The sequence below is a fragment of the Pseudomonas sp. B21-059 genome (assembly GCF_026016285.1).
Classification (GTDB): domain Bacteria; phylum Pseudomonadota; class Gammaproteobacteria; order Pseudomonadales; family Pseudomonadaceae; genus Aquipseudomonas; species Aquipseudomonas danubii.
The window spans coordinates 5,031,978-5,054,650 of record NZ_CP087201.1 but is presented as its reverse complement, the minus strand read 5'-3'; the positions used below and the strand labels follow the sequence as shown (position 1 = coordinate 5,054,650).

General features: G+C 59.6%; 21 protein-coding genes and 1 tRNA gene. 12 read left to right on the top strand and 10 right to left on the bottom strand.

The genetic code is table 11. From position 1 onward, the window contains the following. Nucleotides 1–122: 122 nt before the first annotated feature. The gene (gene phnN / locus LOY69_RS22225) at nt 123–704 is read left to right on the top strand and encodes a phosphonate metabolism protein/1,5-bisphosphokinase (PRPP-forming) PhnN (protein ID WP_265073603.1); all 582 of its coding nucleotides are present in this window, start codon (nt 123–125) and stop codon (nt 702–704) included. Here the strand turns inward: phnN and LOY69_RS22220 are convergent. Together LOY69_RS22220 and LOY69_RS22215 are read right to left on the bottom strand one after the other, a co-directional pair. After that, a complete protein-coding gene (locus tag LOY69_RS22220; RefSeq protein ID WP_102860694.1) occupies nt 679–858 on the bottom strand; it encodes a PA3371 family protein in 180 nt (59 codons plus the stop codon). The genes phnN and LOY69_RS22220 overlap by 26 nt on opposite strands. A 23-nt stretch (nt 859–881) precedes the next feature. Further along, nucleotides 882–1,121, bottom strand: coding sequence for a hypothetical protein (locus LOY69_RS22215; RefSeq protein ID WP_102880589.1), 240 nt, complete (start codon nt 1,119–1,121; stop codon nt 882–884). A gap of 295 nt (nt 1,122–1,416) precedes the next feature. Between LOY69_RS22215 and LOY69_RS22210 the strand changes: the two genes are divergently transcribed. Next, a tRNA-Arg gene (locus tag LOY69_RS22210) sits at nt 1,417–1,493 on the top strand. A 13-nt stretch (nt 1,494–1,506) separates the two neighbouring features. Here LOY69_RS22210 and LOY69_RS22205 read toward each other — a convergent pair. Genes LOY69_RS22205 through LOY69_RS22195 form a run of 3 tightly spaced genes read right to left on the bottom strand, consistent with a single transcriptional unit; the run spans nt 1,507 to nt 5,733 of the window. Continuing rightward, nucleotides 1,507–2,166: a DUF1266 domain-containing protein gene (locus tag LOY69_RS22205; protein WP_110651457.1), complete on the bottom strand. Its 660-nt coding sequence runs from the start codon at nt 2,164–2,166 to the stop codon at nt 1,507–1,509. Between the two features lie 7 nt (nt 2,167–2,173). Further along, on the bottom strand, nt 2,174–3,415 hold the full coding sequence (locus LOY69_RS22200) for a hypothetical protein (RefSeq protein WP_265073602.1): 1,242 nt from the start codon (nt 3,413–3,415) through the stop codon (nt 2,174–2,176). Continuing rightward, nucleotides 3,406–5,733: a hypothetical protein gene (locus tag LOY69_RS22195; RefSeq protein WP_265073601.1), complete on the bottom strand. Its 2,328-nt coding sequence runs from the start codon at nt 5,731–5,733 to the stop codon at nt 3,406–3,408. The genes LOY69_RS22200 and LOY69_RS22195 overlap by 10 nt, the downstream gene beginning before the upstream one ends. 527 nt (nt 5,734–6,260) lie before the next feature. Between LOY69_RS22195 and LOY69_RS22190 the strand changes: the two genes are divergently transcribed. From LOY69_RS22190 to LOY69_RS22175, 4 genes are all read left to right on the top strand, one after another. Next, on the top strand, nt 6,261–7,865 hold the full coding sequence (locus LOY69_RS22190) for a tetratricopeptide repeat-containing response regulator (protein WP_102860699.1): 1,605 nt from the start codon (nt 6,261–6,263) through the stop codon (nt 7,863–7,865). Beyond that, nucleotides 7,862–8,551 (top strand): sensor histidine kinase, encoded by a 690-nt coding sequence (locus LOY69_RS22185; RefSeq protein ID WP_102880585.1) that lies wholly within the window; start codon nt 7,862–7,864, stop codon nt 8,549–8,551. The genes LOY69_RS22190 and LOY69_RS22185 overlap by 4 nt, the downstream gene beginning before the upstream one ends. Before the next feature lie 344 nt (nt 8,552–8,895). After that, on the top strand, nt 8,896–10,137 hold the full coding sequence (locus LOY69_RS22180) for a glutamine synthetase family protein (protein ID WP_180988437.1): 1,242 nt from the start codon (nt 8,896–8,898) through the stop codon (nt 10,135–10,137). Between the two features lie 73 nt (nt 10,138–10,210). Further along, nucleotides 10,211–11,581 (top strand): MFS transporter, encoded by a 1,371-nt coding sequence (locus tag LOY69_RS22175; protein WP_102880584.1) that lies wholly within the window; start codon nt 10,211–10,213, stop codon nt 11,579–11,581. Nucleotides 11,582–11,638: 57 nt separating this feature from the next. On the opposite strand, the gene LOY69_RS22170 is transcribed toward LOY69_RS22175, so the two are convergent. The 4 genes from LOY69_RS22170 to flgA form a co-directional block, all read right to left on the bottom strand. Further along, the gene (locus tag LOY69_RS22170) at nt 11,639–12,385 is read right to left on the bottom strand and encodes a flagellar brake protein (protein WP_265073600.1); all 747 of its coding nucleotides are present in this window, start codon (nt 12,383–12,385) and stop codon (nt 11,639–11,641) included. A gap of 96 nt (nt 12,386–12,481) precedes the next feature. Next, nucleotides 12,482–12,949 carry a flagella synthesis protein FlgN gene (locus LOY69_RS22165; RefSeq protein WP_102860704.1) on the bottom strand — a complete coding sequence of 156 codons (468 nt, stop codon included), beginning with the start codon at nt 12,947–12,949 and terminating at the stop codon, nt 12,482–12,484. 48 nt (nt 12,950–12,997) lie between these two features. Further along, nucleotides 12,998–13,315, bottom strand: a complete 318-nt coding sequence (gene flgM, locus LOY69_RS22160; RefSeq protein WP_102880583.1) for a flagellar biosynthesis anti-sigma factor FlgM — start codon at nt 13,313–13,315, stop codon at nt 12,998–13,000. 151 nt (nt 13,316–13,466) lie between these two features. Beyond that, nucleotides 13,467–14,228 carry a flagellar basal body P-ring formation chaperone FlgA gene (gene flgA / locus LOY69_RS22155; protein WP_110651462.1) on the bottom strand — a complete coding sequence of 254 codons (762 nt, stop codon included), beginning with the start codon at nt 14,226–14,228 and terminating at the stop codon, nt 13,467–13,469. A gap of 75 nt (nt 14,229–14,303) precedes the next feature. On the opposite strand from flgA, the gene LOY69_RS22150 reads away from it, so the two are divergent. From LOY69_RS22150 to flgE, 6 genes are all read left to right on the top strand, one after another. Then, nucleotides 14,304–15,236, top strand: a complete 933-nt coding sequence (locus LOY69_RS22150; RefSeq protein ID WP_102860707.1) for a chemotaxis protein CheV — start codon at nt 14,304–14,306, stop codon at nt 15,234–15,236. Nucleotides 15,237–15,280: 44 nt separating this feature from the next. Then, entirely contained in the window at nt 15,281–16,108 is an 828-nt protein-coding gene (gene cheR, locus LOY69_RS22145) for a protein-glutamate O-methyltransferase CheR (RefSeq protein WP_011062744.1), read from the top strand. A gap of 252 nt (nt 16,109–16,360) precedes the next feature. Next, nucleotides 16,361–16,768 (top strand): flagellar basal body rod protein FlgB, encoded by a 408-nt coding sequence (gene flgB / locus LOY69_RS22140; protein WP_265073599.1) that lies wholly within the window; start codon nt 16,361–16,363, stop codon nt 16,766–16,768. 3 nt (nt 16,769–16,771) lie between these two features. Beyond that, a complete protein-coding gene (gene flgC, locus LOY69_RS22135) occupies nt 16,772–17,215 on the top strand; it encodes a flagellar basal body rod protein FlgC (protein WP_102860709.1) in 444 nt (147 codons plus the stop codon). A gap of 15 nt (nt 17,216–17,230) precedes the next feature. Beyond that, nucleotides 17,231–17,962 carry a flagellar hook assembly protein FlgD gene (gene flgD, locus LOY69_RS22130; protein WP_102860710.1) on the top strand — a complete coding sequence of 244 codons (732 nt, stop codon included), beginning with the start codon at nt 17,231–17,233 and terminating at the stop codon, nt 17,960–17,962. A gap of 29 nt (nt 17,963–17,991) precedes the next feature. Continuing rightward, nucleotides 17,992–19,335 carry a flagellar hook protein FlgE gene (gene flgE / locus LOY69_RS22125; protein WP_102880581.1) on the top strand — a complete coding sequence of 448 codons (1,344 nt, stop codon included), beginning with the start codon at nt 17,992–17,994 and terminating at the stop codon, nt 19,333–19,335. A 339-nt stretch (nt 19,336–19,674) separates the two neighbouring features. Here the strand turns inward: flgE and LOY69_RS22120 are convergent, their stop codons facing one another. After that, complete coding sequence (locus LOY69_RS22120; RefSeq protein ID WP_102860712.1) at nt 19,675–22,569, bottom strand: ribonucleoside-diphosphate reductase subunit alpha; 2,895 nt, start codon at nt 22,567–22,569, stop codon at nt 19,675–19,677. Nucleotides 22,570–22,673 lie beyond the last annotated feature (104 nt).

Below are 22,673 nucleotides of genomic sequence, written 5' to 3'. Positions count from 1 at the left end.
CGACGGGAGTGTCAGTGCACTTGTGAAGGTGCATGCTATGCGGATGAAAGCGTAATCCCTACCTGTTAGAGGATAGTGGCAAATGGCCGATTTACTAGTTGTGCTGTCCGGAGCGGCAGCCCATGCCGGGTAGACTGATTTATTTGATGGGGCCTTCAGGGGCCGGCAAGGATAGCCTGATTGATGCGGCCAGGCAGCCTTTAAGTGCATTGGGATGTGAGGTTGTAAGAAGGGTGATCACGCGCTCGGCCGAGTCGGTGGGTGAGGAGGCGCAAGAGGTCACTGTCGAGGAGTTCGAGCGGCGGGTGGCCCGGGGCGATTTTGCCTTGTTTTGGCGAGCTAATGGTCTGGGTTATGGCATTCCCGTGCAAATCGATACTTGGTTGGCGCAGGGGCGGAATGTATTGATCAACGGCTCTAGAGGCCATTTGCCACAGGCACGGGAACGTTATCCTGATTTAGTTCCGATAGTTCTGATGGTCGATACCGAGGTATTGCGCCGTCGCCTGCTGCGTAGAGGCAGGGAAAGCCTGCCGGAGATAGAGCGTCGCCTACAGCGCAACGAACAGTTTGCCTCTTCTGCCTGGCTGGATGACGAGCAGGTTGTGCGCCTAGACAATTCCTGTGAGTTGACGATAACCCTGGAACATCTGCTGGCCATACTGAGCGAGCACGGGATCAGCGCAATATCGGGTCGAACTTGATCTTGCGTCCGGCCAACAGCGCCAAAAGGAATAGGCTGAACATTGAGCCGCAGATGATCAGAGCAGCTTTGCCCAAGGGGGCTTCAGGCAGCAGCAAGGCGGCGATAGCGCTGATTAACGTCAGAATAAGCAGGCTTTTGGCTGCGGTGGACATCGGAGACTCCTGAAGTCTTGGTCTTAAAAAATCCAGCCTTCGGTTGGCGTGGCGGCGAGTTGCTGCGGGCTCTTTTCCTGGGTGACCCGAGCCACTCTGCGAGGCTCGACCTGGGTGTTCATGACTGCCAGCTGCGGTACCGGGTGCTGGTTGTAACGAGCGGTAGACAGTCCGGTAGGGTCAGCGTTGTCTACAGGTTGAAAGTGAAAGGCCACTAGTACGGCAATGGCGATCGCATTCAAGAGAAACAGGGCACTGTTCATGGGCGTCATCTCCGCAGTGTTTTACCCACTGATAAAGCAGCCTGCGTGCCAAGAGTTTAACTGCAGATAAACTCTTTAAAAACAATAACTTGAGATGGATTCTGGGGATTGTTGAATTGCATTTTGCAATGATGGCTTTTTGCAGTGATGCAATGTGCACGACGAGGCCATGAGCGAGCGGAGCGCTCCTGACGGCTCGTGCAAAAAGCCCTATGGATAACATGACAAATGCGGCCTTGGCCGTTAACATGCACGCCGTCCCACGCGCCATGAAATATCAGGCGCCTGCCGTTTTGTCTCAGTAGCTCAATTGGATAGAGCATCCCCCTCCTAAGGGGAAGGTTGGCAGTTCGAACCTGCCCTGGGACACCATCCCTTCGCGGTCTCAATCCGCTACAGGCAACAACGCCGGCAGCCCCTGCCAGGCAACCCCAGCCCAGATGCCGCTACCGGGCATCAGCAGTCGGTTCAGGCTTGTTTCATTGAACACCTCACCCAGAGAGTCGGCCCTGAACGCTGCGATCCATTGGTTGCGCCCGAGCATGAAGGCTCTGCCAAAGTCCTCCCAGTCGCTGAAGCAATCCTGAGCGCGTTGGGCATTGAGGAGCATGATCCGCCATCCGCTCTCGGTGTCTATCCAGCCCATCAACATTGCGCAGCGGACAAAGAAGGCGCTGCGCACGCAGGCGAAGGCCATTGCTGCTCGCGGGTCGTCGCTGGCGTTCAGGCTGTGCAGGTCAACCCGGAACCACTGGCGTTCCAGGGTGCTGTCCAAGTGCTCGCGGACTTCGTCGTCCGTGGCGTTGCTGCGAAAGCCGATCTGGTGCAGCAGCGGGGCCCTGAGGGAGGCTTTCGCCTGATCCATGAAATGAGTTGTCTCGGGATCGAAGAAGCCGGTCATCCCTGTGGCATCCACCATGGGTTGCGCCAGGCTCAGTGCCCAGCGTTTGCGCGGCGTGAACACCACCAGAGAGGTGGGCGACTGGCGGCGAAAGTAGCGCCATACCAGCCAGGCGCCGAAGGCTACGGCAATTATCGTCATCATGTGCGTTTCACCGGTTCCTGGCCTGCCAGGCCACGATTTCCTCGGCCTGGGGCGCAGACATGTCCGTCCAGGGCACGCCTTCGGTCCGATACAGCGGGTCGTCGGGGTGGCATTGTGGCCGGGGGCTTTTCTTGAAGATATGGCGGGTGGCGTACTTGACCGATGGCGCCTGGGGGGCAACCTCTAGCAGCAAGTCGGACTGACGGGCCGCCACCAGCCATTCGACCATGGCCGACGGAGCGTCCAGTCGGTAGAACAGTTGCGGGTAGCGAGCCACCAGGCGGGTCTGGGCTTGCGCATCGCTGACTTCCTCGATACGCAACCAGCCGGCATCGGTGCGGACGATGCCGATGGCAATGCAGTCGGCTGGCGTCTGCAGGTCGGTGCCCAGGGTGTTGAGGAGGCGCAGCAGGTCCTGGAAGTAGCGCTCGATGGGCGGGCGGTTCTGCTTGCCTTTGACTTGCTCCACGGTCAGTGCGCCGTCGTCCTGGATGATCAGGCTGACGGTGATGTGGGGCTGGCCCTGAGCATCACGCAGACTGAACACGCGCATGCCCTGTTGCTCCACGGCTTCGGCATAGCGTTCACCGTAGCCGCCGGTCAAGGCCCGGCGGTTGGCGAATTGCCCCAGACAGTGACGCATCACATAGCTTTCGAAGGCCATTTCAGCCCGTAGCATCGGGCTTTCCGGGCGCAGTTCGACCCAGGTGTGTTCGGCGCAGGAGACCGTCACATTGAGGGCGTCGGGAGAGCTCTGGCGCCAGCCCTGATCGACCCGTGCGGCCATCTGTGCGTGCTCTTTTTCCCATAGCGCCAGGGCCTGCGGGCAAGTGATGCGCTCCAGTTTACCCTCCAGTGCCGTGCCTTTGCGCGAGGTCAGGAACTCCACCAGTTGCAGTTCCTGCTGCAACAGCAATGGCTCCTGCGGGTCGACCCATACCAGCGTCGCCACGGCCTTTGCGGAGTCTTCGGGCTGTGCCTTGGCAGCGCTGTCGAAGTACCCGCTCACCCAGGCCGGCGGCGTATCGGTACCCAGCGCTGCACAGGCGTCCTCCAGGGTCTGGATGCGCCGTGCGGGTTCGAAGTTGCCCACCAGGTGTCGATAGAAGTGATTCAGCAACCAACCCTGTACCGCGTCCTCGTCTCCGCGCCCTTGGCTGCGCTGAGTGATGCCGCGTTTGAGTTCATCGGCATTCAGCAGGTTGCGCGGGGCGTAGCTGGGGCTGCGCTTGTCGGCGCTTACTTCCATATCTGCCACCAGTTTTTCTTGGCGGTCGGTTGAGTCGGGGCTTGCAGCTCGCTCAGGATTTCTTCGATCCGGGCGCGGCACCTGATGTCGTAGTCATCGTCCGGGGCGCACAGGGCCAGGGTTCGTGCACAGTAGTCAATGGCTTCGGCGGTGCGGCCGCGGGCCTTGAGGAAGTCCACCGAGCTGGACATGACCGAGACTTCGTTCAAGGACAGCACTGCTGGCTCGTAACGTTGCCAGAGGCTGTCGGCGTTGTCGGGATGGGCATGGGCCAGGTAGCGTGCGACCTGAATCCGGGCGAACAGCGCGGAGCTGTCCAATTGCTGATCGCTGACGCCTTGCTCTTCCTGCCACTTGAGCAAGCGTTCAAGCCAGATGAGGATTTCATTGTCGCGATCGAGCTTGTACAGGGCGTACGCCACGGAGGCGACGTACTCATTCGGGTCGTGGCGGCTATAGCCGAACTCCGCCGAGTAATGCCAAAGCTGTTCTGCGGCATCGATGATGCCAGGCAGATCTTCCAGGCAGATACGCGCACTGAGCAGGCCGTTGTAGTGCTCGGCGAACGGGCTGGCGGCGATGCCGCGCGCGTGCAACTCGATGGCGTCTTCGTAGCGGATCTGGTTGTAGTAGCGATAGTTGATCGCCAGGTTGTTGCAGAGCATGGAGTACAGGTGCGCGCAGGCATCGTAGGGATGTCCGCTGCCGCTGGCGAAGTAGCGCTCCATGTGGGCCTGGCCCTGCTCGTAGGCGTCTTTCTGCGCTTCGCGCAGCAACGAATAGGCTTGGTCTCGGGCGTCTCTGGGCAACTTGTCGGCTTCGGTCTCTGCCAGATCTTCGATGCTCAGTGCGTAGTTGTAGGCGTATTTTCCGCAGGACAGCACCGGCTTCGGTGCTTTCAGTGCTTCGATCACTCCCAGACTGTTGACCCGAGCGGCAAACAGCGAGAACGCACTGCGATTGTCCTGCATGCGACCTGCCTGGATGGCGTTCTGCAGCAGGCTGGCTTCGGTGGCCGCGTCGATCAGGCCGCGCTCTGCGTCATGCACCGCGGTCAGGCGGGTGATCCAGGGCTGCTCGGGGGCACGCCGCAGGGCTTCGGCGCGGGCTTGGGCAAACAGGGAGTCGCGTGTCTCCAGATCTTCCATGGCCTGGTACAGGGCCGCCAGGAGTGGGGTGGTATCGGGCTCGCTGGTTTCGATGTTCGGCAGCGCTTCGAGAAAACTCTGCAGTGCTTCTTCGGTAATACAGGCGCGCATCACGCAGATCGGCCACCAGGCACTGTGCTCTTGGGGATCTTGCAGGCGGTCGAGAACCAGGCGGGCGGTGGCCGGCCAGAGCTCGGTTTGCCTGTCATAAACGTCGATGAAGGCTCGAAACCCCGCTTCGTCGATACGCCCGGCTTCCATCAGCCAAGGCAGTTCGTACTCGATGAAATTGTTGCCGCCGTCAGAATCCAGGCTCAGGGCTGCGGCATTGCAGACTTTTAACGCTCCGGCCAGATCACCCTGGGCGTGCAGGGCGCGGGCGGCCAGGCGTGCGGTGCGCACTTCCCATTCGCGGCGCTGGGGCAGCGAGCGGCCAGCAGTCAGCTGGGCGATGGGTTGTTCGAACAGCGCCAGGCGTAACGGGATGATCTCGATCAGGGAGTTGCCCAGCCACAGCCAGTCGCCTTCATCGATGTCCTGGTCGGGGCCGGCAGTGCGTAAGGCGTTGACGGCTTCCAACGCGGCGCTCCGGGCTTCTTCGCCGCGGTCGTGGAAGGCCAGGACGCGGGCGCGGCGTTGATACTGGTCGGCGGCGTCCCAGGCACGCAGCGCCGCACGGGCAGGATTGCTCAAGGTCAGGGCGTAGCGCACTTCGATGGTTTTCAGCGCGACTTCGAGGCGACCCTGTTCCAGCTCGTCGAAGATTCGGTAGCGACGATAGTGCTCGACATTGAAGTCCAGGGTTTGCGTAGCCATCTGGTTGAGCTGTTCGAGCACCTCAAGCAAGGTTGCGTCGTCGTCCAGATAACTGGCGATGCGCAAGCGCAGGATGGCCAGGTTCATCATCAACTCAGCGCGGGCAGGCTCATGCACGGCTTGCAGCAGGGCATGGCCATCCTCTGCGATAACGGCGCGGGCCGCGGCTGAATCACCGGCCTGCATCCATAGCGTGTGCAGGCGGTCGATCGAGGCCAGGGAGTCGGCCCGCAGCGGCTGTGCTTGCAACTGGGCCAGCAGGGTATCGGTTTCCTGGTCCTGCTGTTGCGCCTCAAGGCGGTCCATGAACTGTTCCAGTTCAATCCCGGTTATCGCACTGCTGTCATGCGCCATCGTTAACTCCATTTGATAATGACCTGCGCATCCCTTGATGCACTGCCTGGCAGACCGGCATTTGCTCGTCGATGATACCGCCGTCGGGCGTCATGCCGATCCTTCGACACCCGGATTGCAAGCCTGTGGGACTTGCGACTGATGGAACCTTTGCCGGCTGGCCGATCCTGCATGCAGGACCAGCATTGCGGAGCAAAAACGATCGAGGCTTTGAGGCGCTGCACGCTATCAGGTGATGTTTCAGAATCCAAGGTTTGAGCACGCCGCCTAAGTGTTTTTCAGCGAAGGGCCAGGACTTTTTTCATCAGGCGGCAAATGCTGTCTGGCCTCTATAAGGGAATGGCGAATCCGGCCGATACCTTCAGTGGACAATTGTGTTCCCAAGTGGCGATCTGCATCACAGGTCGACTTGAAAGTGCTTGATAGCCCGTGGCCAGCAGCTATTATCTGCGCGCCAAAAACAGGCTGCGAAGCCGGGCGGGTCCTGCTGTCCCTGGATTGATCTTCTTACTTGCCTGGAATCTTCGATGCTGGCGTACCACCAAAAGAGCTTTTTGATCGTCGATGATTTCTCGGACTTCCGCAGTTCGGTGCGTTCGATGTTGCGTGAGCTGGGCGTCAAGGACGTGGACACCGCCGACACCGGCGAACAGGCCCTGCGCATGTGCGCGCAGAAGCGCTATGACTTCATCCTCCAGGACTATCATCTGGGCGACGGCAAGAAAAACGGCCAGCAGGTGCTGGAAGACCTGATGCTGGAAAAGCTCATCAGTCATGAGAGCGTGTTCCTCATGGTCACTGCCGAGAGCAGTCAGGCCATGGTACTCAGTGCCCTGGAGCACGAGCCCGATGCCTATCTGACCAAGCCCTTCAACCGTTCCGGTCTGGCCCAGCGCCTGGAGCGGCTGCAGCAGCGCAAGACCCTGCTCAAGCCGATTCTTCAAGCCCTTGATCGGGGCAAGCCGGTGGAAGTGCTCAACGCCTGCATCGCCCTGTGCAAGCAGGACCCGCGTTACGCGCCGTTGTGCCTGCGCTATCGGGCGGATGCCCTGCGCGACATGCATCAGAACGAGCCTTTGGAGCGCCTGTATAACAGTATTCTCGCGGATCGGCCTTTGCCCTGGGCCTACGTCGGCCTAGGTCGCCTGCTTTTCAAGCGCGGGCAGGTCGGCGAAGCCAAGGCCGTCTATGAAAAGGCTCTCAAGGCTTTCCCGATGATGCCCGGGCTCTACGACGGACTGGCGGATGTGCTGGTGGCTGAAGGCGACACCAAGCGTGCCCAGCATGTGCTGGAGGAGGCAGTGCGCCTGTCACCGCTGGCGGTGCGTCGTCAGGCGCTGCTGGGCAAGCTGGCCATGGCCAACGAAGACTTCGACAGCGCTTCCAGGGCTTATCGGCAGGCTGTATCTCAGGGCGCGCAGTCGCGCTTCAAGGACCCGGAAAGCAATCTTGGCCTGGCCCATGCCTTGATCAGCAAGGGCAGTGAAAAGGGCCTGGACACCCGCACCCGCCTGGAGATCAACCAGACCCTGAGTGCCGTGGCCAAGGAAAACCCCACCGACCCCGGACTGCAGATTCGTGCGCGCTTGATGAAGGCCACCAGCCTGCTGCTCAATGATGCGGAAACCGCAGAGAAGCTCACCGAGCAGGCGTTGATGCGCCTGGACGGCATGGAGCAGTTCATGAGTCCCGAAGCGGCATTGCTGGTGGCCAAGCAGCTGCAGATGTTGGGGCAGGCCAGTGCCGGTGCGTCGATGTTGAAAAACTGTGCGGAAATCTACGGCGACGATCCGAAGGTCATGCAGAACATCGCCAAGCTCACCGATGATCCGACTATTCTCAGTTCGTCCAATGCGGCGGCCGACATCAACCGCCAGGGGGTGCGCAGCTACAAGGCGGGTAATCTGAGCGAGGCTCGGGAGCTGTTCCGCAAGGCTTTGGCCATGCAGCCGAAGAACATCAGTATTGCCCTGAACATGGCGCAGTCGCTGTTGCACGGCACAGACCCCAAGACAGACGCGGCGCTCCTGGAAGAATGCCAGGCGTGCCTGAAAATGGTGGGCATGATGCCCGATACCGATGCGCGTTATGCGCGCTACCAGAAGCTGCGAAGCAAGGCGTTTGGCGAATGAACGAAGAGCAACAGGCGCTCGATTTCTCCACGGTGATTGCCTCCACCGTCCATGACATGAAAAATTCCCTGGCCATGCTGATGCAGGCCCATGCCCAGTGGCAGGCCCGTCAGCCCGAGACGCAACTGGCGCCGGAACAGGGGGTGATCGATTACCACTTCGCTCACCTCAACGGCATGCTGGTGCAGCTCTTGGGGCTGTACAAGCTAGGGGTCAACCAGTTGCCGCTGCAACCGGCTTACCACGAGTTGGATGATTTCATCGAAGCGCAACTGGTGAGCCATCAGGATGTGTTCAAGAGTCGTGGAATCTCTGCCACCTATGAGGTCGATCCCTTGAGTCCCCTGGGCTTCTTCGATCGAGAGCTGATTGCTTCGGTGTTGGCCAACTGCATCAACAATGCGCTGCGTTATGCCCGCCATGCGCTGTTGATCACGGTCAGTGATGAAGAGGGGCAGGTGGTGCTGTCCATCAACGATGACGGCGACGGCTACCCGCAAGCGATGATCGAGCGTCAGGCCGATTATGTGCAGGGCATCAATCAGAGCAGCGGCAGCACCGGGCTGGGGCTGTATTTCGCCGGGCGCATTGCCGAGTTGCATCAGCGCAATGGCGTATGCGGACACACCCGCATCAGCAACGGCGGTCCATTAGGCGGCGGGCTGTTCAAGCTGTACTTGCCTTGAGTGTCTGATCGGCGTGCTCGCAGAAGGCTGCGGCGGCCAGGTGTTATCAGGCTGGCCAGGCCCTGTCAGGGGCTGTTCCCTTCTTCTTTTTCAGAGTCGGTGCTGGCCATGACGTGTGGGTTGCTCACCGGGAGTTCGCGCCTTCCCGGGATTTTATTCTTGCCTGCTTGAAATCCTGAACGGGTGATGCGTATTTTGTACGGGTCGCCGTTCGCGGCTCGTATAACAACAAGGATTGAGTCATGACAACCGATGGCCACAGTTCACTCGCCGAGCGATTGACGGGCATTGATGAGATTGAATGCGTCACTGCGGATCTCAATGGCGTGCCGCGGGGCAAGGTGATGACAGCCGAGGGCTTCCTCGAAGGGCGGCGTTTGCAGATGGCTCGCGGGGTGCTGCTGCAATGCATCATGGGCGGGTATCCGCCGGCACGGTTTTACGGCAGCGACGACGGCGACCTGGCGCTCAATGCCGACCCTCGGCAGATTCATCGTCTGCCCTGGAGCCAGACGCCGCGGGCGCTGGCCATTTGTGACGCGGATGAGCTCAGTGGCGAAAGTTCGCGACTCTCCACCCGCGGCCAACTCAAGCAGGTGATCGCACGCTATGCGGCCCTGGGGCTGGCGCCTGTGGTGGCTACGGAACTGGAGTTTTTCGTGTTCGCCGCCAATGACGATCCGGCACAGGCTTTTCGGCCACCGGTAGGCCTGGACGGTCGACGGGAGGAGGGCTACTCGGCATTCAGTGTCAGCTCCAACAACGGCCTGCGGCCGTTCTTCAAGGAAGTCTACGAGTGCATGGCGGCCCTGGGCCTGCCTCGCGATACCTTCATGCATGAAATGGGTGTCAGCCAGTTCGAGATCAACCTGCTGCACGGCGATCCGCTGTTGCTGGCAGACCAGACCTTCCTGTTCAAGCACCTGCTCAAGGAAGTGGCCCTCAAGCACGGACTGATCGTGGTTTGCATGGCCAAACCTCTGGCGCATACACCGGGCAGTTCGATGCATATTCACCAGAGCCTGGTGGAGATCGGCAGCGGGCGTAATGTCTTCAGTGACGATGCCGGGCAGCCGACGGCGATGTTCCGCCATTTCATCGGCGGGTTGCAGGCCGGGCTGGCGGACTTCACCGCATTGTTCGCGCCCAACGTGAACTCCTATCAGCGCTTGTGCCATCCTTACGCTTCGCCGAACAATGCCTGCTGGTCCCATGACAATCGGGCTGCGGGGCTGCGTATTCCGGCCAGTTCGCCGGTGGCGCGACGGGTAGAGAATCGCCTGCCGGGCGCGGACGCCAATCCGTACCTGGCGATTGCCGCGAGCCTGGCAGCGGGCTTGCACGGGATCGAGAATGAGCTTGAACCCACGGCAGCGATCCAGGGCGAGTTCGAGGTTCCGGACAATCTGTCGCTGCCTTGTACCTTGCATGCGGCGCTGGAGCGTCTGAAGCGTAGTCAGTTGGCAAGGGAACTGTTCGGCACTGAGTTCATCGAAGGCTACATCGCTTCGAAGACCATGGAGTTGACCAGCTTCTTTGATGAAATCACTCCCTGGGAGCGGCGTGTGCTAGCGGCCCAGGCATAACCGAACCGTCGCTGGTCGGGCCCTGATTTGCCAAGGGTCCGACACCTCATTCAAGGAGCCGCTCGGAACGCCGATGCGCCAAATCTGGAAATCCTTTCGAGCGCTTTATTTCGCCTCGCTGATGATGTTGATCGGCTCGGGTCTGCTCAGCACTTATCTGGCTCTTCGCCTGGCCGCCGACCATGTCGATGGCCTGTGGGTGGGTGCCTTGATGGCGGCCAACTATTTCGGCCTGGTATTGGGGGGCAAGCTGGGGCACCGGTTGATTGCCCGGGTCGGGCATATCCGCGCCTACGCTACCTGTGCCGGGATCGTCGGGGCGGCGGTGCTCGGGCACGGATTGGTGGACTGGCTGCCGGCCTGGCTGGTGCTGCGGATGATCGTCGGCCTGGGAATGATGTGCCAGTACATGGTCATCGAAAGCTGGCTCAACGAGCAGGCCGACGCCAATCAGCGCGGGCTGGTGTTCAGCGGCTACATGATCGCCTCTTACCTGGGGCTGGTTCTGGGTCAGTTGATTCTGGTCATGCATCCCGCTTTGGGGCTGGAGCTGTTGATGCTGGTGGCCCTGTGCTTTGCCCTGTGCCTGGTGCCGGTGGCCATGACCCGGCGTATTCACCCGGCGCCTCTGCATCCGGCGCCGATGGAGCCGCGCTTCTTTATCAAGCGAGTTCCCCAGTCCCTGAGTACCGTGCTGGGATCGGGGTTGATCGTGGGTTCCTTCTATGGCCTTGCGCCGCTCTATGCGTCGCAGCAGGGCTTGAGTACCGAGCAGGTCGGTCTGTTCATGGGGAGCTGCATTTTTGCCGGTCTGGTGGTGCAGTGGCCATTGGGCTGGTTGTCCGATCGCTATGATCGGGCGTTGCTGATTCGCTGTTTCGCGCTGTTCCTGGCGGTGGTCGCCCTGCCTCTGGCGATCCTGCCGTCGGTCCCCCTGGAGATGCTCTTTGTCCTCGGGTTCCTTTGTTCCCTGGTGCAGTTCTGTCTCTATCCGCTGGCGGTGGCTTTCTCCAATGACCACGTGGAAAGTGATCGTCGGGTGTCGCTGACGGCGATGCTGCTGGTGACCTATGGCGTGGGGGCGAGCATCGGTCCGTTGGCGGCTGGGGTGCTGATGAAGTTGTTCGGCAGTCAGATGCTGTATGCCTTCTTCAGCTTCTTTGCCCTGGTCCTGGTCTGGAGGATCCGGCCGAAGGCGGTGACCAATCTGCATCAGGTGGATGATGCGCCGTTGCATCACGTCGCCATGCCGGACAGCATGTCCAGCTCACCTCTGGTGGCGGCCCTCGATCCACGGGTGGATGAGCAGGTGGTGCAGGATCAGATGCAGACCGCGCCCGCGCCGGACGCCGCGCCTGCCGCGGAGCCTGAGACGCCGCAAGCGCCGGATGAGGCGCCGCCCGATGAATGCGCTCGGGATCATTTAAGCGGGGCTCGGCCCTAGAAACGAGAAACGGGCAGTTGCCGCAAGGCACTGCCCGTTTTCATTGGAGCGTGGGGCTCAGAGATCGTCTTTGTCGAAGCGCCGCGCTTCACGCTGTAACTGATAGACGAAGCGCTCTACCTGACGCTGCACCAGGCCGCTCATGTTGTGAAAGCGTACGCCGGCAAAGGTGGTGTCGATACGTTCCTCGTGATGCAGGTAACGCAGTTCGACCGGGGCGGTCATGCTGCCGAAGGGCAGGGCGGCAATAAAGCGCTCGTACACCTGGCCCAGTTGCAGGCGCGAAGAGATATCGCCGTCGAAGCGCAACTTGCAGCCGGTAGCGGAAATATCCAGCAGCTTGCCGGTCAGAGGGGACTTGAGTTTTTCGCCGCTGAGTTCGATGTCGACCAGTTGCGCCAGCTTGAGTGCGGCGCGGAAGGCGTTGCGGCGCTGGTGGTAAACCACTTCGTCCGGCAGGGTGGTCCGGTAGCAGCGACCGCCATTGGATTCGTCGAGGGTCGGCAGGCCGTTGCTTTCCCAAGCGATGCGCACGCCTTCATGAAAGCCTTCAACACGAAATGGCTCGCCCGCCAGCATGAATCGCTCACCGTCGCGGGGGATCATTTCATCGAGGGCAATCATGTTGCTGTCGCGGTCCACTTCCACCAGATAGCTCTGGAAGCGCTGGCTGCGCTCATGGAAAGTGATGATCAGCGGGTCGTGGCTCTCTTGCAGCAGCCGCAGGTTGGAGGAAATTTCCAACGCAGTGGTGAACACCTTAGGTGGCTGCGGAGCATCTTCCGCGTTTGAGGCGTTGAACACGGTTCATCAATCTCCAGACAAAATACAACTACACGCAGGGTCTGGCATTTTGCCAGTATGTTTCACGGCTTGATAGCGCGCGCTCATTTTTGGGGCTTAAGCCTGACTGAGTGGGCGGGGCTTCGCAAGCATAGAGGTAGAGCCGCGGGCGTCATAAAGAGCTGGGGGTTCGCCGCCGTTGAGGATTTTCAGCTGGTTGGCGGTGGTGGCCTGTTGAATCTGGATCGAGCGGCCGTTGAGTTCGTTGGTGGCCTGGCAGTCGGCGAGCAACTGGGTCAGCAGGTTGCCCTGCTCGAGCAGTTGATCGCCCAGGCTGGAGTGACTGGCCAGTTGTTCGAGGCCTGCACGATTGCTCGGCAGGTTCAGGCTGGCAAGGATCTCTGTGCGCTTACGGCCATGCTGTTCCAGCAATATGACCAGGGCCTGCTTCTGCGCCAGGATATCCTCCAGCAGCGGCATGTCGCGGCCGTGCAGGGCAATGGATTCGGCTCTGAGCAGCTCCAGCAGTTGTTGAGCTGGAGCAAGGTCGTCATTGATCAGTTGCAGTAGATTGATGTCGTGCATGGCTGGCCTTGGGGATTAAGCGTCCAAAAGCCTGGCGCAAGCCTGTGGCTAGCGCTGGGCTTCGAAGTTGAGCAGTTTGCTGGCTACACGGTTGCTGTCGACCTTATAGCTGCCATCGGCAATGGCTTGCTTCAGCTCGGCCACGCGGGCCTTGTCGACAGCAGGCTGATCGCGCAGCTTGTCGGTGATTTTCTGCAACTGTTGAGCCTCATTGCTGAGGTGTACCGATTCCCCGCTTTTGCTGGTCTCGGCTGCAGTCGTCAGCGCAGCGGATTTGCCGGCATCGCCGGTTTCCTTGCTGGCGCTGGTACGCGTACTGCCTGTCAGTGAGGGGGAGCTGTTTAAACGGCTGAAGTCGATGACCATGATGAAGAAAACCTCTGGGTATTTGGACGCTTGCCATGTTTTCGGCCATACCCTGAAAAACTTTAGGCTCGATTGTCGACGAGCCAGCGCAGGTATCTGCGACCCGTTATCGGCCACAGTTTAGGGAACGAGCGAGTCGAGCGCCAGTTATCTACATGGCCACTTCCACCTGCCCCGGCGCGGTGACGCGAGCCTTGATCACTCGTTGCGAGTTCAGGTTCTTGACCCTGATCTGCTCGCTCAGGCCGCCGTTGGACAGTGCTTCCCCCGGCATCCGCACGTTCAGGGTGCCGCTACGTGCCGAAATCACTACCTGATCGCCCTTGCGTACTACTTCAGCCTGTTCCAGGTGACCCAGAGTAACAAGCTGGTCGGCGACCATTGGTCGGACAAGTTTCTGACCAATGGCCTGGTCCACGGAAGTCAGGTAGCCCTGATTGTTCAGGCTGATATCTCTCTCGCGCAATACCACGTCTTCTGGCTCGATGATCCCGGTGCGTTTGAGTGGGCGCGAAGTGGTGACCACTTCGCGAAACAGTTTGACCTGGGCTGGCACGAACACCGTCCAGGGTGAGCCTCCCTCGCAGCGGACCTTGACCGTGACCCGCCCCAGTGGCTGTGCTGGACTTTCCAGGCTCGCTGTCAATTCCTTGTCGCAAGCAGGCATGCGCATACGGGGATCCAGCTGGTTGACTTGGATTTCGTAGCGTCCTTCCGTTTGACTGGTAGCCAGGTAGTCTTCTACCGTGAATTCAAGAAACCCTTGAGTGACGCCGATAAGTAGATCAGGCAGGGTGACCGAATCAGCAACGGCAGGGCCGCCAGGGTTTAGGATACATAGCGCCGACATCCCGCAGAGCAATGCGCGGTAGGGGGATGTCAGGCGTCGGAAAAATGTCGTTTTGGCGTTCATAACAGTTAAAAAGCAAGCGCCGTGCCGTTTAGTGATGAGCGTGCGTCGGATCTTAAAGCTTTGGGGAGTCTGGGCATGGCTGGTGTAATGGATTCGGTAAACCAGCGCACGCAATTGGTTGGGCAGAATCGCCTGGAGTTGCTGCTGTTCCGTCTGGACGGTGAGCAACTCTACGGGATCAACGTATTCAAGGTTCGCGAGGTGCTGCAATGCCCCAAGTTGACCCTGATGCCCAAATCCAACCCTGTGGTGTGCGGTGTCGCGAATATTCGAGGGGCGACCATTCCGATCCTGGATCTGGCAATGGCCACAGGTTCGGGGGGGTTGCAGGATCAGAGCAATCCGTTCGTCATTATCACTGAGTACAACACCAAGACTCAGGGGTTTTTGGTGCGCTCGGTGGAGCGTATCGTCAATATGAACTGGGAAGAGATCCATCCGCCGCCCAAGGGCACGGGGCGTGATCACTACCTGACGGCGGTGACTCGGGTGGACAACCAGTTGGTCGAGATCATCGACGTTGAAAAGGTTCTGGCGGAAGTCGCCCCCACCTCCGAGTCTATTTCGGTGGGCGTGGTTGACGTCGAGACTCAGCACAAGGCTGTTTCCTTGCGGGTGTTGACCGTTGACGACTCGTCAGTGGCGCGCAAGCAGGTTACTCGCTGCCTGCAGACTGTGGGTGTCGAGGTGGTGGCGCTGAACGATGGCCGGCAGGCGCTGGACTACCTGCGCAAGCTGGTGGATGAGGGCAAGAAGCCGGAAGAGGAATTCCTCATGATGATTTCCGACATCGAGATGCCCGAAATGGACGGTTACACCCTCACGGCCGAGATACGTAGCGATCCACGCATGCAAAAGCTGCATATCATCCTGCATACTTCGTTGTCAGGGGTGTTCAATCAGGCGATGGTGAAGAAGGTCGGTGCCGATGACTTCCTTGCCAAGTTCCGTCCTGACGACCTGGCATCCCGGGTAGTAGACCGGATCAAAGCAGCAGACCACAGCTGAGGGCATCAGCCCCCGGCGAACATAAGATTTAAGAGGCGGCAGCATTGTCTACGGGTAATTTGGATTTTGAACAGTTCCGGGTCTTCCTGGAAAAAGCCTGTGGTATTTTGCTCGGGGAAAACAAGCAATATCTTGTCTCGAGCCGTCTCAACAAACTGATGGAACAGCAAGGCATCAAAACCTTGGGTGAGCTGGTTCAGCGGATTCAGACCCAGCCGCGCAGCGGATTGCGCGAGATGGTGGTGGATGCGATGACGACCAACGAAACCTTGTGGTTTCGTGACACCTATCCCTTCGAAGTATTGAAGAACAAGGTGCTTCCCGAAGCCATCAAGGCCAGTCCCAATCAGCGCTTGCGGATCTGGTCGGCGGCATGCTCGTCGGGGCAGGAGCCCTATTCCTTGTCGATGTCCATCGATGAGTTCGAGCGCAGCAACATGGGCCAGTTGAAGATGGGGGTGCAGATTGTTGCTACCGATCTGTCCGGGACCATGCTCAATAACTGCAAGACCGGCGAATACGACAGCTTGGCCATCGGCCGTGGTTTGTCGGCCGAGCGCCTGCAGCGCTACTTCGACCCTAAAGGGCCGGGGCGCTGGGTGGTCAAGGCACCGATCAAGAGCCGGGTGGAGTTTCGCTCGTTCAACCTGCTGGACAGTTACGCCAGCCTTGGCAAGTTCGACATCGTGTTCTGTCGCAATGTGCTGATCTACTTCTCGGCTGAGGTCAAGAAGGACATCCTGATGCGCATTCACAGCACGCTGAAGCCTGGTGGTTACCTGTTCCTGGGCGCTTCCGAAGCGCTCAATGGTCTGCCGGATCATTATCAGATGGTGCAATGCAGCCCTGGAATCATCTACCAGGCGAAATGATGGGCGGTTGCAGCAATAGAAAAGGAGGCCTCAGGGCCTCCTTTTTTGTGGGTGCCATTTTATCGGGTGGCCGGGCGAAAAGCGGCAGGTCGATTGCCGCTTTGCCGGCGTTTCGCGGAAATCCATTGCCGCTTTTCTGGCATTGCCGCCTTGCCGCTGCCGTAGAAGCCTTGATTTATGGGGGTCTTTGACTTGGCACGTAGCTTGCTAAGTCAAGGTTACGAAAAATCAGGTCACCCAAAGGTTTCCGACATGAGCATCAGCTTCGATAAAGCGCTCGGTATTCACGAACAAGCTCTTGGCTTTCGCGCCAAGCGTGCCGAAGTGCTGGCCAACAACATCGCCAACGCCGACACCCCGAACTACAAGGCTCGGGATCTGGATTTCTCCGCTGTGCTCGCCGAGCAGAACGAAAAGGTCAAGAGCGGCACCTTCGCGTTGAACATGACCAACACCCGGCATATCGAAGCCCAGGGCCTGAGCCGTGGCGCCGAATCGCTGCTGTATCGCACGCCGATGCAACCCTCGATCGACCAGAACACAGTGGATGCCCAGTTGGAGCAGTCGAGCTACGCACAGAACTCGGTGGACTTCCAAGCCAGCTTCACGCTGCTCAACAGCAAATTCAAAGGGCTGGTTGCAGCCCTGCGCGGAGAGTAATCCATGTCCCTTGCCAGTGTTTTCAATATTGCCGGTAGTGGCATGAGCGCTCAGACCACTCGTCTGAACACCGTCGCCAGTAACATCGCCAACGCCGAGAGCGTGTCGTCGAGCATCGACCAGACTTACCGCGCTCGTCATCCGGTGTTTGCCACCATGTTCCAGGGCGCCCAGAGCGGTGGCAGCGATTCGCTGTTCCAGAACCAGGATGCTGCAGGCCAAGGTGTTCAGGTGCTGGGCGTGGTGGAAGACCAGAGCAATCTGGAAGCTCGCTACGAACCGAATCATCCGGCTGCAGATGCCAAGGGCTACGTCTTCTACCCCAATGTCAACGTGGTGGAAGAAATGGCCGACATGATTTCCGCCAGTCGCTCGTTCCAGACCAACGCTGAAATGATGAATACCGCCAAAACCATGATGCAGAAGGTCCTGACCCTGGGTCAGTGATAAGGGGCGAAGCCAATGAGCGTTACTGATACCACCAGCGGTCCGTCCCTCAAGGATGTACTGGCCAACTCGTCGAAGAAGACCGCGAACACCACCAGCGCCGACGGCCTGGCGGCAGCGACGAACAGCGCCACCGGCAAGCAGGCCCTGGGCAAGGACGCGTTCCTCAAGTTGCTGGTGACCCAGCTGAACAACCAGAACCCGCTGGATCCACAGGACAACAGTGCGTTCGTTGCCCAGTTGGCGCAGTTCTCCACCCTGGAAGGGATCACGACCCTCAATACCTCGGTGAACTCCATCACCGGCAACTACAAATCGTCTCAGGCTCTGCAGGCTTCGTCCCTGGTAGGTCGCTCGGTGATCGTCCAGTCCGGCACCACACAGGTTGACACCAGCAAGAGCATGACCGGTTCGGTGACCGTTCCGTCCAGCGTCAGCTCGGTCAAGGTGACCATCACCGACAAGGATGGCAACACCGTCAAGACCATCGACATGGGCAGCCAGAAGGCCGGCAACGCCAGTTTTGTCTGGGACGGCACCATGACCGATGGCACCAAGGCGGCCCCGGGTAACTACACCTTCAAGGCCAGCACCACCATTGATGGCAAGGGCACTGACCTGATCACCTACCTGCCGGCGACGGTCAACAGCGTCACCATCAGCCAGACCGGCGGAGAGTTGATGCTGAACCTGGCAGGAATGAGCAGCCCGATTGCCCTGTCCAAAGTACAAACCATTGGTATCTAGAGCCGACTAACCGGCACAAGGAGTGGAATATGTCTTTCAATATCGGCCTTAGCGGTCTCTACGCTGCCAACAAACAGCTGGACGTCACCGGTAACAACATCGCCAACGTCGCAACCACCGGTTTCAAATCTTCCCGCGCAGAATTCTCCGACGTTTACTCGGCCACCAAGCTGGGCAGCGGTACTCAGGTGATTGGTAACGGCGTACGCCTGTCCAACGTTTCTCAGCAGTTCACTAACGGTGATATCAACAACACCGGCAACGTGCTGGACATGGGCATTCAGGGGCAGGGCTTCTTCGTGCTCAGCACCAATGGCTCGCTGACCTACACCCGTGCCGGTACCTTCAAGACCGACAAGGAAGGCTTCATCACCAACAGTGATGGCACTGCGCGCCTGCAAGGTTATGCCGTAGATGCCAACGGCAAGATCATCAACGGTGTACTGACCGACCTGCGGATCGATACCTCGAACCTGGCGCCCAAGCCAACCGACTCGATCTCCTCGACGATCAACCTGAACTCCGATTCGACTCCGATCAATGTGGCCTCGACCACTCCGGCCTATGTGTTCAATCCGACCGACAACACCACCTACACCAAGTCGTTCAGTACCCCGGTGTATGACTCTCAGGGCAACAAGCACGTCATGGATCAGTACATGATCAAGACGCCGAACCCCAATGAGTGGCAAACCTACACGCTGATTGATGGTCGCAACCCGGATGGTACTGCATTCACCATGGCCAACCAGTCGCCGATCACCATGACGTTCGACTCGTCGGGCAAGCTCAGTACCATTACCCCGCCAGCTGCGCCAGGGACTACGCCGTACACCATAGCCGGCAACAAAATTGTCATGTCGGCTGCCGCCTGGACTCCGGGTACCGTCACCAATGGCGTATTCGCCCCTAACGGTGCCAAGCCTGCGGCGAACGGTGTCAGCATCGACATGACCAAAACCGGTTCGGTGTTCGGCGAAAGCACTCGCTCGATCATCGCGCAGAACGGCTATTCCACTGGCCAGATCAGCAGCCTGACCATCGATGGCACCGGTGTGATGCTGGCCAACTTCAGCAACGAGCAGACCAAGGCGATCGGTCAGATTTCCCTGGCCAGCTTCACCAACGAGCAAGGTCTGCAGCCGGTAGGCGGCACTCAGTGGAAAGAGACCTACTCGTCCGGTATTCCAGGTTATGACGCACCGAAGACCGGCACCCTGGGAGCGATCCAGTCCAACTCCCTGGAAGAGTCCAACGTCAACCTGACCAACGAGCTGGTGAACCTGATCAAGGCGCAGAGCAACTATCAGGCGAACGCCAAGACCATCTCCACTCAGAGCACCATCATGCAGACCATCATCCAGATGACCTGATACCGGTTCGCTTGAGCGCTACACAAAAAGCCCCTCGATGAGGGGCTTTTTCATGCCTGTTTGCTGCCATCCAGTTCCTTTATTGGTGGTGGGTTCGTAGGCGTGCGCTGGTGGGGGTGGCATTGCAGGCGTGCAAGCTTGTATCGCAGGTGGCTGGCTTGTTGTCGGGGCTGGCTTGCCAGTGAATGCGTCCTTGAGGCTTGCGCAACGCTTGGATGGGGAGGCTTGTTCATTGCTAAGCCGGCTTCTACAGCTTTGTTGCGGGCAAAAGAAAACCCCCGATAAGCCGCAGGCCTATCGGGGGTTGGCGCAGGCGCCATGGGCGCCTGTCAGCTCAGCTTATTGGCAAGCTTCGCAATCTGGCTCGTCGATGGCGCAAGCCTTCGGCACTGGAGCAGGGCCGGCAGGCGCTGCCAGGACCGAGTCGTCACCGTGGTTGCCGCCGCTGGAGACAGCGTTCAGCTTGCCGGTGTTGATGGTCGACTTCTCGGTGCTGGTAGCGGCCAGGGCGCGGAGGTAGTAAGTGGTTTTCAGGCCACGGTACCAAGCCATGCGGTAGGTCACGTCCAGCTTCTTGCCCGAGGCGCCGGCGATGTACAGGTTCAGCGACTGAGCCTGGTCGATCCACTTCTGGCGACGGCTGGCAGCGTCGACGATCCACTTGGTTTCCACTTCGAAGGCGGTCGCGTAGAGCTCTTTGAGTTCTTGCGGGATGCGCTCGATCTGTTGCACCGAACCGTCGTAGTACTTCAGGTCGTTGATCATCACCGAGTCCCACAGACCGCGAGCCTTGAGGTCGCGAACCAGGTATGGGTTGATCACGGTGAATTCGCCCGACAGGTTCGATTTCACGTAGAGGTTCTGGTAGGTCGGTTCGATCGACTGCGATACGCCGGTGATGTTGGCGATGGTCGCGGTCGGCGCGATGGCCATGATGTTGGAGTTACGAATGCCTTTCTGCACGCGGGCACGAACCGGTGCCCAGTCCAGGGTTTCGTTGAGGTCCACATCGATGTACTTCTGGCCGCGAGCCTCGATCAGGATCTGTTGCGAGTCCAGCGGCAGGATGCCTTTGGACCACAGCGAGCCCTGGAACGTCTCGTAGGCGCCGCGCTCGTCGGCCAGGTCGCAGGAAGCCTGGATCGCGTAGTAGCTGACCGCTTCCATGGACTTGTCGGCGAACTCGACGGCAGCGTCGGAACCGTAGGCGATGTGCTGCAGGTACAAAGCGTCCTGGAAGCCCATGATGCCCAGGCCCACTGGACGGTGCTTGAAGTTGGAGTTCTTCGCTTGCGGCACCGAGTAGTAGTTGATGTCGATCACGTTATCGAGCATGCGCACGGCGGTGTTCACGGTGCGTTCCAGCTTGGCGGTGTCCAGCTTGCCGTTGACGATGTGGTTCGGCAGGTTGATCGAGCCCAGGTTGCAGACGGCGATCTCGTCCTTGTTGGTGTTCAGGGTGATCTCGGTGCACAGGTTCGAGCTGTGGACCACGCCCACGTGCTGCTGCGGGCTGCGCAGGTTGCACGGGTCTTTGAAAGTCAGCCATGGGTGGCCGGTTTCAAACAGCATGGAGAGCATCTTGCGCCACAGGTCTTTGGCCTGGATGGTCTTGAACAGCTTGATCTTGCCAGGGTACTCGGTCAGGGCTTCGTAGTACTCGTAGCGCTCTTCGAAGGCCTTGCCGGTCAGGTCGTGCAGGTCCGGTACTTCGGACGGCGAGAACAGGGTCCACTTGCCGTCATCGAAGACGCGCTTCATGAACAGGTCCGGGATCCAGTTGGCGGTGTTCATGTCGTGGGTACGACGACGATCATCACCGGTGTTTTTACGCAGCTCGATGAACTCTTCGATGTCCATGTGCCAGGTTTCCAGGTAGGCACAGACAGCGCCCTTGCGCTTGCCACCCTGGTTCACGGCTACAGCGGTGTCGTTGACCACTTTCAGGAAGGGGACGACGCCCTGGGACTTGCCGTTGGTGCCCTTGATGTAGGAACCCAGTGCACGTACCGGAGTCCAGTCGTTGCCCAGGCCGCCGGCGAATTTCGACAGCATGGCGTTGTCGTGGATGGCGCCGTAGATGCCCGACAGGTCGTCCGGGACGGTGGTCAGGTAGCAGCTCGACAGCTGTGGACGCAGGGTACCGGCGTTGAACAGGGTCGGGGTCGAGGCCATGTAGTCGAAGGACGACAGCAGGTTGTAGAACTCGATGGCACGGTCTTCGCGTTGCTTCTCTTCGATTGCCAGGCCCATGGCCACGCGCATGAAGAAGATCTGCGGCAGTTCGAAACGCACGCCATCCTTGTGGATGAAGTAACGGTCGTACAGGGTTTGCAGGCCCAGGTAGGTGAACTGCTGGTCGCGCTCGTGGTTGATCGCCTTGCCGAGTTTCTCCAGGTCGAACTCAGCCAGCACCGGGTTCAGCAATTCGAACTCGATACCCTTGGCGACGTAGGCCGGCAGTGCCTTGGCGTACAGGTCGGCCATTTCGTGATGGGTGGCGCTCTCGGCGACCTCGAGGAAACCCAGGCCTTCGGCACGCAGGGTGTCCATCAGCAGGCGGGCAGTGACGAACGAGTAGTTCGGCTCGCGCTCGACCAGGGTGCGGGCGGTCATCACCAGGGCGGTGTTGACGTCTTTCAGGGCCACGCCGTCGTAGAGGTTTTTCAGGGTTTCGCGCTGGATCAGGTCGCCATCGACTTCTTCCAGGCCTTCGCAGGCTTCGCTGACGATGGTGTTCAGGCGGCCCATGTCCAGAGGAGCGAAGCTGCCATCGGCGCGGGTGATGCGGATCGAAGGGTGGGCTTGTACCGTCTCTTCGCCGCTGGAGCGAGTGGCACGTTCCTTGGCGCGGGAGTCACGGTAGATCACGTAGTCGCGGGCAACTTTCTGCTCGCCGGCGCGCATCAGGGCCAGTTCGACCTGGTCCTGGATCTCTTCGATGTGGATGGTGCCGCCCGAAGGCATGCGACGCTTGAAGGTCGCGGTGACCTGTTCGGTCAGGCGCGCCACGGTGTCGTGGATTCGCGACGAGGCAGCGGCAGTGCCGCCTTCAACTGCGAGGAACGCTTTGGTGATAGCGACGGTGATCTTGTCATCGGTGTAAGCAACGACAGTGCCGTTTCGCTTGATCACGCGCAATTGGCCAGGGGCGGTAGCAGACAGATCCAGGTTGGAATCGGCGGCCTGCGGCGCATTGGCCTGCGGGTTCTCGCGAGTTGTGTCGGTTTGCATGGGTGTCTCCACGTTCTCTATGTTTGTTTGGGCACCATTGAGGTGCCCACCGTTCCGTCCTGAAGCACTACAGCCGGCAGAGGCCGGGCATAACGACTTCGGGA

Bases quoted from the DNA above. Each gene is read 5' to 3' on its own strand.
- LOY69_RS22190 (WP_102860699.1), top strand. From the start codon at position 6,261: ATGCTGGCGTACCACCAAAAGAGCTTTTTGATCGTCGATGATTTCTCG.
- flgM (WP_102880583.1), bottom strand. From the start codon at position 13,315: ATGGTCATCGACTTCAGCCGTTTAAACAGCTCCCCCTCACTGACAGGC.
- LOY69_RS22205 (WP_110651457.1), bottom strand. From the start codon at position 2,166: ATGATGACGATAATTGCCGTAGCCTTCGGCGCCTGGCTGGTATGGCGC.
- phnN (WP_265073603.1), top strand. From the start codon at position 123: ATGCCGGGTAGACTGATTTATTTGATGGGGCCTTCAGGGGCCGGCAAG.
- LOY69_RS22165 (WP_102860704.1), bottom strand. From the start codon at position 12,949: ATGCACGACATCAATCTACTGCAACTGATCAATGACGACCTTGCTCCA.
- LOY69_RS22180 (WP_180988437.1), top strand. From the start codon at position 8,896: ATGACAGCCGAGGGCTTCCTCGAAGGGCGGCGTTTGCAGATGGCTCGC.
- LOY69_RS22215 (WP_102880589.1), bottom strand. From the start codon at position 1,121: ATGAACAGTGCCCTGTTTCTCTTGAATGCGATCGCCATTGCCGTACTA.
- LOY69_RS22120 (WP_102860712.1), bottom strand. From the start codon at position 22,569: ATGCAAACCGACACAACTCGCGAGAACCCGCAGGCCAATGCGCCGCAG.
- flgE (WP_102880581.1), top strand. From the start codon at position 17,992: ATGTCTTTCAATATCGGCCTTAGCGGTCTCTACGCTGCCAACAAACAG.
- flgB (WP_265073599.1), top strand. From the start codon at position 16,361: ATGAGCATCAGCTTCGATAAAGCGCTCGGTATTCACGAACAAGCTCTT.
- LOY69_RS22185 (WP_102880585.1), top strand. From the start codon at position 7,862: ATGAACGAAGAGCAACAGGCGCTCGATTTCTCCACGGTGATTGCCTCC.
- flgD (WP_102860710.1), top strand. From the start codon at position 17,231: ATGAGCGTTACTGATACCACCAGCGGTCCGTCCCTCAAGGATGTACTG.
- LOY69_RS22220 (WP_102860694.1), bottom strand. From the start codon at position 858: ATGTCCACCGCAGCCAAAAGCCTGCTTATTCTGACGTTAATCAGCGCT.
- flgA (WP_110651462.1), bottom strand. From the start codon at position 14,228: ATGAACGCCAAAACGACATTTTTCCGACGCCTGACATCCCCCTACCGC.
- LOY69_RS22150 (WP_102860707.1), top strand. From the start codon at position 14,304: ATGGCTGGTGTAATGGATTCGGTAAACCAGCGCACGCAATTGGTTGGG.
- LOY69_RS22195 (WP_265073601.1), bottom strand. From the start codon at position 5,733: ATGGCGCATGACAGCAGTGCGATAACCGGGATTGAACTGGAACAGTTC.
- LOY69_RS22175 (WP_102880584.1), top strand. From the start codon at position 10,211: ATGCGCCAAATCTGGAAATCCTTTCGAGCGCTTTATTTCGCCTCGCTG.
- flgC (WP_102860709.1), top strand. From the start codon at position 16,772: ATGTCCCTTGCCAGTGTTTTCAATATTGCCGGTAGTGGCATGAGCGCT.
- LOY69_RS22200 (WP_265073602.1), bottom strand. From the start codon at position 3,415: ATGGAAGTAAGCGCCGACAAGCGCAGCCCCAGCTACGCCCCGCGCAAC.